This window comes from Streptomyces anthophorae (assembly GCF_049310305.1).
Taxonomy (GTDB): Bacteria; Actinomycetota; Actinomycetes; order Streptomycetales; family Streptomycetaceae; genus Streptomyces.
Map to the genome: position 1 here is coordinate 1,840,456 of NZ_JBLWQQ010000001.1, position 14,136 is coordinate 1,854,591.

At 72.2% G+C, this 14,136-nt stretch carries 14 protein-coding genes and 1 pseudogene; 4 read left to right on the forward strand and 11 right to left on the reverse strand.

Going from position 1 to position 14,136, the window contains the following annotated elements:
- Positions 1–5 precede the first annotated feature (5 nt).
- Positions 6–1,163 carry a CaiB/BaiF CoA transferase family protein gene (locus ACNYS0_RS08350; RefSeq protein ID WP_422472017.1) on the reverse strand — a complete coding sequence of 386 codons (1,158 nt, stop codon included), beginning with the start codon at positions 1,161–1,163 and terminating at the stop codon, positions 6–8.
- A gap of 245 nt (positions 1,164–1,408) precedes the next feature.
- Between ACNYS0_RS08350 and ACNYS0_RS08355 the strand changes: the two genes are divergently transcribed.
- Entirely contained in the window at positions 1,409–2,158 is a 750-nt protein-coding gene (locus tag ACNYS0_RS08355; RefSeq protein WP_422472018.1) for a hypothetical protein, read from the forward strand.
- Between the two features lie 115 nt (positions 2,159–2,273).
- Positions 2,274–3,455 carry a saccharopine dehydrogenase family protein gene (locus ACNYS0_RS08360; RefSeq protein WP_422472019.1) on the forward strand — a complete coding sequence of 394 codons (1,182 nt, stop codon included), beginning with the start codon at positions 2,274–2,276 and terminating at the stop codon, positions 3,453–3,455.
- Positions 3,456–3,485: 30 nt separating this feature from the next.
- On the opposite strand, the gene ACNYS0_RS08365 is transcribed toward ACNYS0_RS08360, so the two are convergent.
- From ACNYS0_RS08365 to tatA, 5 genes and pseudogenes are all read right to left on the reverse strand, one after another.
- The gene (locus ACNYS0_RS08365; RefSeq protein ID WP_422472020.1) at positions 3,486–4,181 is read right to left on the reverse strand and encodes an endonuclease V; all 696 of its coding nucleotides are present in this window, start codon (positions 4,179–4,181) and stop codon (positions 3,486–3,488) included.
- A 20-nt stretch (positions 4,182–4,201) separates the two neighbouring features.
- Positions 4,202–5,257: an acyltransferase family protein gene (locus ACNYS0_RS08370; RefSeq protein ID WP_422472021.1), complete on the reverse strand. Its 1,056-nt coding sequence runs from the start codon at positions 5,255–5,257 to the stop codon at positions 4,202–4,204.
- On the reverse strand, positions 5,254–5,835 hold the full coding sequence (locus ACNYS0_RS08375) for a TerD family protein (protein ID WP_422472022.1): 582 nt from the start codon (positions 5,833–5,835) through the stop codon (positions 5,254–5,256). Before ACNYS0_RS08375 ends, ACNYS0_RS08370 begins: the two co-directional genes overlap by 4 nt.
- Before the next feature lie 93 nt (positions 5,836–5,928).
- The gene (locus tag ACNYS0_RS08380; protein WP_422414533.1) at positions 5,929–6,504 is read right to left on the reverse strand and encodes a TerD family protein; all 576 of its coding nucleotides are present in this window, start codon (positions 6,502–6,504) and stop codon (positions 5,929–5,931) included.
- Positions 6,505–6,557: 53 nt separating this feature from the next.
- Positions 6,558–6,719, reverse strand: a pseudogene (gene tatA / locus ACNYS0_RS08385) (Sec-independent protein translocase subunit TatA); the annotation flags it as partial.
- Between the two features lie 119 nt (positions 6,720–6,838).
- Here tatA and ACNYS0_RS08390 point away from each other — a divergent pair.
- Positions 6,839–8,311, forward strand: a complete 1,473-nt coding sequence (locus ACNYS0_RS08390; RefSeq protein ID WP_422472023.1) for an LCP family protein — start codon at positions 6,839–6,841, stop codon at positions 8,309–8,311.
- A 13-nt stretch (positions 8,312–8,324) separates the two neighbouring features.
- Here ACNYS0_RS08390 and mgtA read toward each other — a convergent pair whose 3' ends face one another.
- Both mgtA and ACNYS0_RS08400 read right to left on the reverse strand, forming a co-directional pair.
- The gene (gene mgtA, locus ACNYS0_RS08395) at positions 8,325–10,889 is read right to left on the reverse strand and encodes a magnesium-translocating P-type ATPase (RefSeq protein ID WP_422472024.1); all 2,565 of its coding nucleotides are present in this window, start codon (positions 10,887–10,889) and stop codon (positions 8,325–8,327) included.
- A 10-nt stretch (positions 10,890–10,899) separates the two neighbouring features.
- The gene (locus ACNYS0_RS08400) at positions 10,900–11,256 is read right to left on the reverse strand and encodes an ArsR/SmtB family transcription factor (protein ID WP_422414536.1); all 357 of its coding nucleotides are present in this window, start codon (positions 11,254–11,256) and stop codon (positions 10,900–10,902) included.
- Positions 11,257–11,372: 116 nt separating this feature from the next.
- On the opposite strand from ACNYS0_RS08400, the gene ACNYS0_RS08405 reads away from it, so the two are divergent.
- Complete coding sequence (locus ACNYS0_RS08405) at positions 11,373–11,804, forward strand: GNAT family N-acetyltransferase (RefSeq protein ID WP_422472025.1); 432 nt, start codon at positions 11,373–11,375, stop codon at positions 11,802–11,804.
- A gap of 13 nt (positions 11,805–11,817) precedes the next feature.
- Here ACNYS0_RS08405 and ACNYS0_RS08410 read toward each other — a convergent pair whose 3' ends face one another.
- From ACNYS0_RS08410 to ACNYS0_RS08420, 3 genes are all read right to left on the reverse strand, one after another.
- The gene (locus tag ACNYS0_RS08410) at positions 11,818–12,357 is read right to left on the reverse strand and encodes an MSMEG_1061 family FMN-dependent PPOX-type flavoprotein (RefSeq protein ID WP_422472026.1); all 540 of its coding nucleotides are present in this window, start codon (positions 12,355–12,357) and stop codon (positions 11,818–11,820) included.
- An 85-nt stretch (positions 12,358–12,442) separates the two neighbouring features.
- Positions 12,443–13,258, reverse strand: coding sequence for an ABC transporter permease (locus tag ACNYS0_RS08415; protein WP_422472027.1), 816 nt, complete (start codon positions 13,256–13,258; stop codon positions 12,443–12,445).
- A 10-nt stretch (positions 13,259–13,268) separates the two neighbouring features.
- On the reverse strand, positions 13,269–14,135 hold the full coding sequence (locus ACNYS0_RS08420) for an ABC transporter permease (RefSeq protein WP_422472028.1): 867 nt from the start codon (positions 14,133–14,135) through the stop codon (positions 13,269–13,271).
- Position 14,136 lies beyond the last annotated feature (1 nt).

Sequence of the window (14,136 nt, forward strand, 5' to 3'; positions counted from 1 at the left end):
CGCGATCAACTGCCTTTCGTGGTGGGCTCGTTCAGGGCCGGTACGTCCCAGTCGCGGGCGACGTCGGAGGTGTCGGCGCCGGGCTGGGCGGGGCCCGAGTGGACGCTGGTGGGGGTGTCGGAGAAGCGGGGCGCGGGCGCGGGCTGGGTGAGGCCGCCGTGGTCGACGAAGGTGCCGCGGGCGGCGAGGTGCGGGTGCTGCGGGGCCTCGCCGAGGGAGAGCACGGGCGCCACGCAGGCGTCCGAGCCCTCGAAGACGGCGGCCCATTCGTCGCGCGTGCGCTCCTTGAAGCGGGCGGCGACGGCCGCGCGCAGCTCGTCCCAGCGGGAGAGGTCGTGGCGGGCGCCGGCCACCTCGCCGAGCCCGAGCAGCTGGGCGAACTCCGCGTAGAACTGCTGCTCGAGGGCGCCGACGGCCATGTGCTTGCCGTCGGCGGTCTCGTACGTGCCGTAGAACGGGGCGCCGCCGTCGAGGAGGTTGGCGGCGCGCCGGTCCTGCCAGCCGCCGGCCGCGAGCATCCCGTGGATCATCGTGCTGAGGTGCGCGGTGCCGTCGACGATCGCGGCGTCGACGACCTGCCCGGAGCCCGTGTCCCGGGCGTGGTGCAGGGCGGCGAGGATGCCGACGACGAGGTAGAGCGAGCCGCCCGCGTAGTCGCCGAGCAGGTTCGCGGGGGCCACCGGCGGGCGGTCGGGATCGCCGGTCAGGCCGAGGGCGCCGGTCAGTGCGATGTAGCCGATGTCGTGGCCCGCGCGCTGGGCGAGCGGGCCCTCCTGTCCCCAGCCGGTCATCCGGCCGTAGACCAGCTTCGGATTGCGGGCGCGGCACTCCTCGGGCCCGACGCCGAGCCGCTCGGCGACGCCCGGCCGGTAGCCCTCGATGAGCACGTCGGCGCGCGCGGCGAGTTCCAGCACGCGCTCGGGCCCGCCCTCGGCCTTCAGGTCGACGATCACGGAGCGCTTGTTGCGGTTCGTGATGTCGTACTCGGGCGGGACCCCGAGCGCCTGGCCGCCGGGCCGGTCGACGCGTACGACGTCGGCCCCGAGGTCGGCGAGGAGCATCGCGGCGAACGGCCCGGGACCGATCCCGGCCAGCTCCACCACGCGCACCCCGACGAGCGGCCCACCGCGCCGACCACCGCTTTCCGTGCCTGCCACTGCCATTCCGCGACGCCCCCAGCTTGTGACACAACTGATGTAACACCAGTGATGCTATGAACCCGCCCCGCTCAGCACAAGCCCCCGGCAAGCAAGCGCTTAGCCAATTTCGGCCGTCCGCCGCGCCCGGTACCGGCCGTTCCGCCCCGGGCGCCCCAAGTGGCGGCCTCCCTTCCGGTGACCACCCGGACGAGAGGGGTATTCGGTGACTTCGCACGGAAACCGCGGGAACCACGGAGGGAGACGAAGTGGTGCACAGCAGGCGAATGACGGCACTGACGATGGTCACCGGGATCGCGGCTCTGGGCCTCCTGGGCTGCGGAGGCGACAAGGAGGCATCGGACGACCCGCTCGCCGGCAAGAGCGCGGACCGGATAGCGGCCGACGCGGTGAAGGCCACACGGCAGGCCGAATCGATGCACGTGAAGGGCACCACACAGCAGAAGGCGGGCGGGACCGTCACCGTCGACCTCACCGTGGACCAGCGCAAGAACTGCGAGGGCACCGTCAAGATGGCCGGCACGACGGCCGACGTGCGCCATCTCGACGGCACGCTCTACTTGCGGGGCGACGAGAAGTACTGGCAGTCGACGCTGAAGGAGCAGCCCGGCGCCGCGAAGGTGGTGCCGAAGCTCAAGGACAAGTGGGTGAGGACCCCGGCGGACGACGCGATGACCCAGGGCCTGTGCGACAAACAGGGCCTCGTCGCGTCGATGGACGAGGACAAGTCCGAGCGCCGGGGGATGAAGAAGAGCGGTACGACGGACGTCGACGGCACCAAGGCGGTCCGGCTCACGAAGAAGACCTCCGGCGGCGAGACGCTGACGCTGTACGTCGCCGCCGAGGGCAAGCCGTACATCCTGCGCACCACGTCGACCGGCGGCAAGAACCCGAACAGCGCGACCTTCAGCGACTACGACAAGGCCGTGCGCACGCAGAAGCCCTCGCCCGACGAGACCGTCGACCTCAAGGAAATCGCGCGGTCGGCGGGGCGCGCCTGACCGCACCCGCTCCACCCCGCCCCGTCCCGGCGGGGAGGGCCCCCGCTGCTCCCGTCCCACCCTTCACGCTAGCCTCGGCCACCGGCAACGGCACGCGACGCGGGTGAGGGGTGGCATGAACGAGTCGAGCAGGACGTACGACCTGGTGCTGTTCGGGGCGACGGGATTCGTGGGGGTGCTCACCGCCGAGTACCTCGCGGCCAACGCGCCCCAGGGGCTGCGCTGGGCGATCGCAGGGCGTGACACCACGAAGCTGGAGCGGCTGCGCGAGCGGCTGACCGAGATCAACCCGGAGTGCGCGGTGCTCCCGGTGGTGCGCGTGGACATCGCCGAGCGCTCGTCGCTGCGCGAACTCGCCGTCAACACACGGGTGGTGGCGACGACCGTGGGCCCGTACCTGGAGTACGGCGAGGGGCTCGTCGCCGCGTGCGCGAACGCGGGCACCGACTACGTGGACCTCACCGGCGAGCCGGAGTTCGTGGACCTCATGTATGTGCGCCACGACGCCCGCGCGCGGGACACCGGCGCCCGCATCGTGCACGCCTGCGGCTTCGACTCCGTCCCGCACGACCTGGGCGCGTACTACACCGTCAAGCAGCTGCCGGAGGGCGTGCCGCTGCGCGTCGACGGCTTCGTGCGCTCGAACGCGACGTTCTCCGGCGGCACGTTCAACTCCGCCCTGAACCAGTTCTCGCGGGCCCGGCAGATGCTCGCGGCCCAGCAGGAGCGGCGCCGCAACGAGCCGCGCCCCATCGACCGCTCGGCGTACGCGCCGACCGGCACGCCGCGCTACGCCAAGGAGGTCGGCGCGTGGGCCCTGCCGCTGCCGACGATCGACCCGCAGATCGTGCAGCGCTCGGCGCGGGCCCTCGCGCGCTACGGCCCCGACTTCCGCTACCGGCACTACGCGGCCGTGAAGACGCTGCCGTTCGCGGTGGGCGGCGTGCTGGGCATGGGCACGCTGTTCGCCGCGGCCCAAGTGCCGCCGGTGCGCCGCTGGTTGGGCGGGCGGCTCAAGCCGGGCGAGGGCCCCGACGAGGCGCGCCGGGCCAAGAGCTGGTTCTCGGTGCGGTTCGTGGGCGAGGGCGGCGGACGCCGCGTCTACACGGAGGTGTCCGGCGGTGACCCCGGCTACGCCGAGACCGCGAAGATGCTCGCCGAGTCCGCTATGTGCCTGGTGCGCGACGAACTCCCGGACACGGCGGGGCAGGTGACCACGGCGGAGGCGATGGGCGACGCCCTCATCGAGCGGCTGACCAAGGCCGGGATCACGTTCCGGGTCGCGGCCGAACGCTGAACGTCCAGGGCCTGTCGTTCGGGTCAGGTCCTAGGAGCCCGTCCGCGCGGCGAGCGCGTCCCGGCACAGGCGGTCCGCCCGGCGGGTCGTCTCCGGGACGCGGTACTTCGGTGTGAGCGAGAGCACGTGCGCGCACGCGTTGTCGAGCGAGATCCGGTGGCCCACGGACACGTACACCGGTTTCACGCCGTCCTGGGTGCGCAGCGCGCGGCCGACCTCCTCCGGGCCGTCGAGCAGCGCCGCCGCGCTCCCCCGCCGGGTGCCCAACTCGCCGTGGAAGAAGACGAACGGGTTCTTCGCGACGCCCATGGTCGGCAGCCCGGTGAGCACCCCCAGGTGGCTCGCGAGGCCGAAGCGGCGCGGGTGAGCGAGTCCGTAACCGTCGCAGACGACGAGCCCGGGGTCGACGGTCAGCGCCTCCAACGCGCCCACGACCGCCGGGATCTCACGGAACGCCAACAGGCCGGGCACGTAAGGGAAAGCGACCTCGCCGACGGCCGTCGCCTCCTCGACGACGGCGAGCGTCGCCGCGTCCAGGACGACGGCGGCCGCGGCGACGACGCCCCGCCCGTCGTCGTAGGCGACGTCGATCCCGGTGACCGTGCCGGTGCCGGGCGGCGGCCCGGCCTCGTCGAGCACGACGCGGTCGCGCAGCGCGTCCTGCACGCCGCGCGCCGCGTCCTCGTCTGCCGGCCAGCCGTCCGGCACCCCCGTGATCGTCACCATGGCCCGAGCCTAGAACACGCCTACCGACCAGCGGTGTCGCGCTTGAAGGCCCACTCCATTCGCGGCTCCATGACGAATCGGAACGCCCGCTGCACCGGTGGCGTGCACAGCGCCGTGATCACGGCCGCCGCGACGAGCGTCACCACGACCTCGCCCCACGGCGTGTGCACCCAGTCCACCTCGTACCAGTCCCAGAAGCGGGAGCCCTTGGCGAGGAATCCGTGCAGCAGATAGCCGTAGAGCGTGCCCGCGCCGAGCGCCGTGAACCAGAGCCTGCGCCCCGGCACCCACGCGAGGAAGCACGCGACGAGGATCGCCGAGCAGCCGAACATGGCCAGCGTCATGGCCACCCCGGTCCAGCCCGGCGCGCCCAACTCCTGCGCGCTGTCCCGCCGGTAGAACCAGGCCGCGTTCATCCGCGGCACCGCCCAGTACGCGAACAGCAGGGCCGCCGCGAACACCGGCACCGCCAGGATCCGCGCCTCCTTGCGGCGCACCAGCTGGAAGTGCTCTGGCTTCAGGACCAGGCCGAGGACGAAGAACGGCAGGAACTGAAGGACCCGTTGCAGGTCCAGGTCGTCGCCGATGCTGGGCGAGACCGAGGCGAGCGCCGCGATGGCGAGCGCCAACGGCAGCGGCCACCGGATCACCTTCCACAGCGGCGTGGTCAGCCGCCACACGAACAGCGCGATCAGGAACCAGGTCAGGTACCAGGGGTCGAGCAGGCTGATCGGATAGCCCGGGTCGTCGCCCGCCGTCCGCTTGAAGAAGGTGTAGGCGACCTCGAACACCACGTACGGCACGGCCACGCCCGTGATCAGTCGCTTCAGCCGGCCGGGGCTCGCGTCGAAGGAGCGCGAGAAGTAGCCGGAGATGACGATGAACGCGGGCATGTGGAACGCGTAGACCGTGGTGTAGAGCGCGGCCGCCGCACGGCTGTCGTCGCGCAGCGGCTCCCACGCGTGCCCCATCGCGACGAGCACGATCGCCAGGTATTTGGCGTTGTCGTAGAACGCGTCCCGGCCTCCCTTGGCCGCGCCGGTGCGCGCGGGGGCCGGGACGGTCGCCAGGCTCACAGGTGGCGGGTGATCGCGGGCATCAGGTCCTGGAAGGTCCGGCCCGCGGCCGGCTCCCCGATCGCTCTGAGCTTCCAGCCGGCCCCCTCGCGCTGGACCTTGGCCATGATCTGCGCGGTGTGGCTGCCGCCACCGTCGAGGGTGTAGCGGGCGAGTTCCTCACCCGTGGTCTCGTCGACGAGGCGGCAGTACGCGCTGCCCACCTCGGCGAAGGTCTGGCCGGTGAACGAGTTGACGGTGAAGACGATCTGGTCCACCTCGCCGGGGACGCGCGGGAGGTCGACGGTGATGGACTCGTCGTCGGCCTGCCCGGTGCCGCCCACGAGGTTGTCGCCGCTGTGCCGCACCGACGCGTCCTCGCTGACGAGGTGACGGAAGAAGACGACGTCGACGTAGCGCTGCCCGGAGAAGAGCACGGCGGAGGCGTCGAGGTCGATCTCACGGGTGCCGGTCAGCTTGGCGAGGAAGCCCTTGCGGGGCGCGGCCCGCCAGCCGAGTCCCATGCGTACGAGGGTCAGGGCGTCGCCGGTGTCCTTGCTGAGGCTGATCTGCTGGCCCTTGGCCAGGTTCACGGACATGCGGTGCTTTCTGGTCGGGCGGTCGGATGGTGTCGTACGCGGCGCCGCCCGCCCGGGGATCCGGGGCGGGCGGCGCCGCGCGGGGCGCGTGCCTCAGACGTTGACGCCGAAGTCCTGCGCGATGCCGGCCAGGCCCGAGGCGTACCCCTGGCCCACCGCGCGGAACTTCCACTCCGCGCCGTGCCGGTAGAGCTCGCCGAAGACCATCGCCGTCTCGGTGGAGGCGTCCTCGGAGAGGTCGTAGCGGGCGATCTCGGCGCCGCCCGCCTGGTTCACGACGCGGATGAACGCGTTGCGCACCTGGCCGAAGCTCTGGCCGCGCGGCTCGGCGTCGTGGATGGACACCGGGAAGACGATCTTGTCGACCTCGGCGGGCACCCCGGCGAGGTTCACCTTGATGCTCTCGTCGTCGCCCTCGCCCTCACCGGTGAGGTTGTCCCCGGTGTGCTCGACCGAGCCGTCCGGGCTGGTGAGGTTGTTGTAGAAGACGAAGTGCCGGTCCGAGAGCACCTTCCCGGCCGCGTCGCACAGCAGGGCGCTCGCGTCGAGGTCGTAATCGGTACCCGTCGTCGTGCGCACGTCCCAGCCCAGGCCGACCGTGACCGCGGTCAGGCCCGGCGCCTCCTTGCTGAGCGAGACATTGCCGCCCTTGCCCAGGGAAACTCCCACTGCTGCTACCTCCATCATTTCAAACACTTGCGCAAAGCTTAAAGTGGTGCCGCGGTCTCGTCGCTCTCCTTCATGGCCTTCGTCTCGCTCTTGAGGATGCGCAAAGACTTGCCCAGGGAGCGTGCGGTGTCCGGCAGCTTCTTGGACCCGAAGAGCACGATGATCACGACGCCCAGGACCAGCAGGTGCCAGGGCTCCAGCGCGTTACGGAACATGGCGTTCACCTCTTGTCGTGGTCGGACCGCGACCGGGTGGATGTGCCACCCCCACAGCCGCGCTTGCTACATTGCGCAACTGTACAACCATCGGGTGGAACGACAGCAAGGGCAGGGGCATGGGGCGACGGCGTAAGCGCAGCCGACTGCGGATCACTCTCGTGACGGGCCTCGCGATGCTCGTACTGATCACCGCGGGGGCCGGGTGGCTGTACCTGAAGCTCAACGGCAACATCGACACGTTCGGCTCGGACGGACTCTCCAGGAACCGGCCCGACGCCGACGCCTCCAAGGGCGAGAACGTGCTGGTCATCGGCACCGACGCGCGCACCGGCGGAAACAGCGACCTCGGCGGCGGCGACAAGAACGACATCGGCCGCTCGGACACCGCGTTCCTGCTGCACGTCTACGCCGACCACCGGCACGCCGTCGGCGTCTCCATCCCCCGCGACACCCTGGTCACCATCCCGCCGTGCAAGCTGCCCGACGGCACGTGGAGCGGCACGCGCACCGACGTGATGTTCAACGCGGCCTACACGACGGGCCAGACCGCCCAGGGCAATCCGGCCTGCACCCAGAACACGGTCGAGCAGCTCACGGGCCTGCGCGTGGACCACACCGTCGTCGTCGACTTCAAGGGCTTCTCCCAGCTGACCGACGTGGTCGGCGGCGTCAAGGTCTGCCTGCCGAACGACGTCTACCAGAACGACCTCGACCCGAACCGGCCCACCCAGGGCAAGCGCCTGTTCAAGAAGGGCGAGCAGACCGTCGCCGGGCAGCGGGCGCTCGACTACGTCCGCATCCGGCACGGCATCGGCGACGGCTCCGACATCGGCCGCATCCAGCGCCAGCAGTCCTTCGTCTCCAGCCTCATCAAGAAGATCAAGTCCGACGGCTTCACCCCGACGAAACTGCTGCCGCTCGCCGACGCCGCCACGAAGTCGATGACCGTCGACCCCGGCCTCGGCTCCGCGGACAAGCTGCTGGCGTTCGCGATGTCCCTGAAGAACGTCGACCTGCACAACACCAAGTTCGTCACCATCCCCTGGAAGTACGAGGGCGATCGCGTCGCCGTCGTGCACCCGGACGCCGACGCGCTGTGGGCGGCGCTCAAGGAGGACCGCACGCTCGACGGGAAGGACGCGAGCGGGAAGAAGGCCGCCGCGGACGGCAAGGACAAGGCCTCCCCCACGCCGAGCGCGAGCGCCGACGAGGTGTCCGGCGAGGGCGTCTCCGTCACCGTCTACAACGGCACCGCCACGCCCGGCCTCGCCGCCGATGCCGCCGCGGCGCTGACCGGCCGCGGCTTCACCGTGCCGGCGACGGGCAACGCCGCCGACCGGGCCCGCGCCACCACGACCATCACCTACGGCCCCGGCGAGAAGGCCCACGCCTCCGCCGTCGCCCGGCTCTTCCCCGACGCCGAACTGACCGCGGGCACCGCCCCCGGCATCGGCGTGGTGCTCGGCGCGGACTACCGCCCCGGCAGCGCGGCCTCACCGACGCCGACCCCGACGGCGGTGCCCTCCGGCGTGGCCGACACCGCGCGCTCGGCGGACCAGGACATCTGCTCGCACCTGTCCTACGGGTGAGCGGCCCGGCCGGTCACGGACGGTCCGCCCAGCGGCCCCGCCGCAGCAGGACGAGGGCCAGCGCGTACGCCACGAGGATCGCCGCGAGCAGCGGATAGTAGAGCGGCGGCAGGCCCGAGACACCGAGCCACGGGCCGAGCGGGGTCAGCGGCAGCAGGATGCCGACGGCCGCGAGGCCCGTCGCCGCCCAGCGCACCGGGCCCGGCGTGCGGCCCTCGGCGGTCCTGCGGCCCGTGCGCAGCAACAGCATCACGAGGGCCTGGGTCAGCAGGTTCTCCGTGAACCAGCCCGCGTGGAAGCCCTGCTGGTCGCCGAGGTCCAGGGAACCGGGCAGGCACAGGGCGAGCGCGCCGAAGGTCGCGAGGTCGGCGAGCGCGCCCAGGGCCCCGAACCCGGTGATGAAGCGCAGGAAGGGCCGGGGCCGCAGCACGGTGGGGCGGCGCAGCGCGGCCGTCCGCGGCCGGTCGAAGGCGAGCGCGAGCTGGGCCGCGTCGAAGCACAGGTTCTGGAGGAGGACCTGCGGCGGCAGCATCGGCAGGAACGGAAGCAGCAGGCCCGCAGCGAGCATCGCGATCACGTTGCCGAGGTTGGAGGAGAGCGTGATGCGCAGGTACGAGGCGATGTTGGCGCTGGAGTGCCGGCCCGCCACGACGGCATGTTCGAGCGCGGTGAGGTCCTTGTCGGCGAGCACCACGTGCGCACTCTCACGGGCCACGTCGACGCCGCCCGCGGGGCAGACGCCGACGTCGGCGGCGCGCAGGGCGGGCAGGTCGTTGACGCCGTCGCCGAGGAACCCGGCGGTGTGGCCGCGGCCGCGCAGGGCGGCGATGACGCGGGCCTTGTGCTCGGGGGTGCAGCGGGCGAAGACGGTGGTGCGGTCGGCGAGTTCCCCGAGCCGCTCGTCGTCGAGGGGCTCGATGTCCGCGCCGACGACGACGTCGCCGGGCTCGATCCCGACGTCCCGGCACACGCGGGTGGCGGTCGCCGGGTGGTCGCCGGTGAGGACCTTGACGGTGACGCCGCGCTCGCCGAGGGCGGCCACGGCGTCGTGCGCGGTGTCGGCCGGGGCGTCGTGGAAGGCGACGAAGCCGCGGAAGGTCAGGCCGCGTTCGTCGGCCGGGGTGTAGCCGCGGGCGCGGGCGGGCCGCTCGGCCGTGGCCACGGCGAGCAGCCGGACGCCGTCGGCCGCGAGCTCGGCGGCCCGGGTCCGCAGCGCGTCCCGCTCGTCCTCCTCGACGGCGCAGCGCTCCAGGACCTCGGCGACGGCGCCCTTCACGGCGAGCATGTGCACGCCGAGGGTGCCGGGTTCCTTGACGACGGCGGTGGCCAGGCGGCGTACCGGGTCGAAGGGCAGGGCGTCGATCCCGTCGTACGCCTCCCAGTCCTCGGGGCCCGTGGCCGCGAGCAGCGCCTCGTCGAGCGGGTCGGGGTCGGTGAGTTCGGCGGTCTGAAGGGTCCACCAGGCGGAGGCGCCGGCCCAGTGCAGGGCCTGTGGATCGGTGCGGTCGACGTCGACGGCGGGCCGGTCGCGGGTGAGGGTGCCGGTCTTGTCGACGCACAGCACGTCGACGGCGCCGAGGTCGTGCAGGGCGGGCAGCCGGCGCACGATGACGCCGTGCGAGCGGGCGAGCAGGGAGGCGCCGCGGGCCAGGCAGATGGTGACGATGACCGGCAGCATCTCGGGGGTGAGGCCGACCGCGACGGCCACCGCGAACGGCAGGGTCTCCAGGCCCCGGCCGCGCACCGCCGCGTTCGCCATCAGGACCAGCGGCGGGGTCAGCAGCATGAAGCGGATCAGCACCCAGGAGATGCCGTGCACGCTGCGGTCGAAGGCGCTCGCGGGACGTTCGCGGCGCGCTCCGTGCACGGCGGCGAAGCGGGTGTCGGCGCCGGTCGCGAGGACGACCGCGGTGCCGCTGCCGGAGGCGACGCTGCTGCCCTGGAAGAGCAGGTGCCCCTCGCCGTCCCCGTCCGGCAGGTCGGCGGGTTCCTTCGGCACGGGCGCGGACTCGCCGGTCAGGGCGGCCTGGTGCACGGTGAGGCCGCGCGCCTTCAGCAGGCGTACGTCGGCGGGGACCAGGGCGCCGGGGGCGAGGCGCACGACGTCGCCGGGCACGAGGTCGTCGACGGGGACCTCGCGGACCCGCGGTTCGTCGCCCGCGTCTTCCCTGCGCTGGACGCTCGCGGTGCCCGCGACCAGTTCGCGCAGTCCGGCGCCCGCCCGGTCGGCGCGGTACTCGCCGTGCGCGCGCAGCACGCTGCTGACGATCACCAGGGCGAGGATCACGCAGGCCGTGCCCCAGGAGGCGACGAGCGCGGAGACGAGTCCGAGGCAGAACAGCACGGTGGTGAACGGGTCGCGCAGGCTGCGCCACATCCGCAGCGGCCAGGAGGGCTGCCGGGCGGTGGGCAGGATGTTGCCGCCGTACCGGGCCAGGCGTTCCTCGGCCTCCCGTGTGGTCAGTCCGCGCGGTCCCGTGTCCAGGGCGCGCAGTGTCTGGAGAGCGGTCGGGGCTTCGGGGGCGGTACGCGGCTGCGGCAGCGATCCGGTCCGCTCGGCCGGTTCGGAAACGGCCACGGGCCGGCCTTCAGGCCCCCGCGCCACGCAGGCGGCGCACCGGCGCCTTCGCCTGCTCGGCGCGCTCGGCGAGCTGGCCGATCATGAGGTGGACCACGCTCACGACCTCCGGGTCGTCGACGTAGTACACCTGCCGCCGGCCCTCGCGCCGGGACCGGACGAGACCGGCGAGCTTCAGCTTGGTCAGGTGCTGGCTGACGGCGGGCAGCGCGCCGCCCACCCGCTCGGCGAGCCCGCTCACATCGCTCTCGCCCTGGGCAAGCGCCCACACCATGTGCAGCCGCACGGGCGATGCGAGCAGGGCGAACGCCTCGGCCGCCTCGGCGAGCACGTCAGCCGACGGATCCTCGAACCGCCCAGCCACCACAGCCCCACTCCCGTCCCGCACAGCGTCCCCGGCATTGATACGGGGCAAGTCTAGGCGTCCGAGGGCCTTCCCGATTTCACGGTGCCCGAGTCCGCGGAGCCTCTACCATGTAACGCATGAATGACGTCAGTGACCCTTACAGCGTCGAGAGTGGCGTCCCGCCCGTCGACGTCTACCGGCGACTGCGCACGGACGCGGGACTCTCCGACAAGGCCCCGGAGGCGGTGGCGATCGCCCTCCCCCACACCTGGCACGGCGTGCTCCTGCGGCACCGGGGCGAGCCGATCGGGATGGGCCGGATCATCGGCGACGGGGGCACCGCCTTCCAGATCGTCGACATCTGCGTGCACCCGGACCACCAGGGCCGGGGCCTCGGCGGGCGGATCATGGCGGCACTCACCGAGGAACTGGACCGGCGCGCCCCCGCGACGGCCTACGTCTCGCTGATCGCGGACGGCCCGGCGAAGTTCCTCTACGAGAAGTACGGCTTCGCCGAGACGACGGAGCACGGATCGGTGGGCATGTACCGGGTGGCGCCCGGCCGGTGACGGCGCCGCGGGGTCAGACCCGGCCGCCCTCCCACGTCTCCGGCCTCCACAGCCCCGCCCGGTTCAGGGACTGCGGGCAGTGGAGGTAGATCTCGTCGATGTCCAGGAGGAGCGCCAGGGTCGGCGGCCGGCCCTTGACGGCCATGTCCGCGAAGAAGGGGGCGGACGTGAGGATGCGGGCCCGGCCGTTGACGCGCAGGACGTCCTTGGAGCCGGGTATCAGGAAGAGCAGGCCCGCGTGCGGGTTCTGAAGGATGTTGTGGAAGCTGTCGCCGCGACGGTTGCCCGGCCGGTCCGGCAGGGCGATCGTGCGGTCGTCGACGACGTGCGCGAAGCCGGGCCCGTCGCCGCGCGGCGACGTGTCGCAGTTGCCGTCCGCGTCGGACGTGGAAACCAGGCAGAACGGCGAGCGGGCCAGCAGCCCCCGGTCCTGCTCGGTGAGTTCCGCGTGCACCTTCTCGATCACGATGGGCCACGGCTCGCCGAGGATCTCGCGCAGCTGCTCCGCGGAGCGCAGCTCCTGGTACTCATACGTCTCCGTGGCGTGCGACAAGCCGACTCCTGGGTCCGGGGTGGTCGTTTCCCTCGATTCCCGAACCCTATACGACGTCAAGTTAGGGTCACCTAACAAGCCCTGGTCACACCCGGCTGCCCGCCGCCGTGTCCGACGACAGGCGCTGGGCCACGTACACGGGAATCACGGACAGCAGGACCAGCACGACGGCCACCACGTTGACGACGGGGGCCTGTTGGGGGCGGGACATGTTGGAGAAGATCCAGATGGGCAGGGTCTGGACGCCCGCGCCCGCCGTGAACGTCGTCACCACGATCTCGTCGAAGGAGAGCGCGAACGCGAGGAGGCCGCCCGCCGCGAGCGCCGAGCGCATCAGCGGGAACGTGATGTCGCGGAAGGTGCGGAAGGTGTCGGCGCCGAGGTCCATCGCCGCCTCCTCGTAGGAGCCGGTGAGGCGGCGCAGCCGGGCCGCCACGTTGTTGAAGACGACCACGACGCAGAACGTGGCGTGGCCGACGACCACCGTGAACAGGCCGAGGCCGATGCCGATCGGCTCCAGGATTGTGCGGAAGGCCGTGTTGAGGGCGACGCCGGTGACGATGCCGGGCAGCGCGATCGGCAGGACCACCGCGAAGGAGATCGCCTCGCGGCCGAAGAAGCGGTAACGGGACACCGCGAACGCGACGAGCGTGCCGAGGACGAGGGCGATCGCCGTGGCGCCGACCCCCGCTTTCACGGACGTCCACAGCGCGTCCCGCGCACCCGCGCTGTGCCAGGCGTCACGCCACCAGTCGAAGGTGAGGCCGGGCGGCGGCCAGCCCGAACTCCGGTCCGGGTTGAGCGAGTTGACGACGACGAGGAGCAGCGGGACGTAGATGACGGCGAAGCCGAGCAGGGCGCCGACGCGGAGCGCGACGCGGGCCGGGCGGGACAGGTGCATCTGGCCCCCTTCAGAGGCTGCTCAGCGCGCCCGTGCGGCGCACCGCCAGCAGGTACAGGACGATGACCACGACCGGCACGGTGCCGAGCGCGGCCGCCAGCGGCAGGTCGAGCGTGATGTTCGCGTAGACGAGGTTGCCGATCAACTGCGTCTTCCCGCCCACGATTTGGACCGCGATGTAGTCGCCGAGGCTGAGCGAGAACGTGAAGACGGAGCCCGCCGCGACGGAGGGCAGGACGAGCGGGAACAGCACCGTGCGGAAGGTGTGCCAGGAGCGGGCGCCGAGGTCGGCGGAGGCGTCGAGCACGCTGTCGGGGACGCGTTCCAGGCCGGCGTGGATCGGCAGGATCATGTACGGCAGCCAGAGGTAGGTCAGGACGAGGACCGTCGCGACCAGACCGTACCCGGGGGCGTTCAGGCCCAGCGGCTTCAACAGCCAGTCCAGCAGGCCGTCCTGGGCCAGCATGACGCGCCACGCGTACGCCTTGACCAGATAGCTCGCCCACAACGGGGTGAGGATCGCGACGACCAGGAGCGGACGCCGGCGCGGCTTCGCGACGCGCGCCGTGTAGAAGGCGATCGGGAAGGCGATGACGATGCACAGCGCCGTCACGCCGAGGGCGACTCCCACGCTGCGCAGGGCGACTTGGCGGTACACCTCCGTCGTGAACAGCGCCTTGAAGTTGTCCGGCGTCCACGTGTGCACGATGTCCGACGTGAACGGGTCCGTGGTCCACAGGGCGGACAGGAACAGGACCGCCAGCGAGCCGAGGTAGGCGACGACCAGCCAGGTCAGGGGCGCGGCGAGCAGCAGGGACAGGCGGAGCCGGGGGCTGCGGTGCAGCGCCCCGGCGGCCCGCTTCGTGGTCAGTGACACG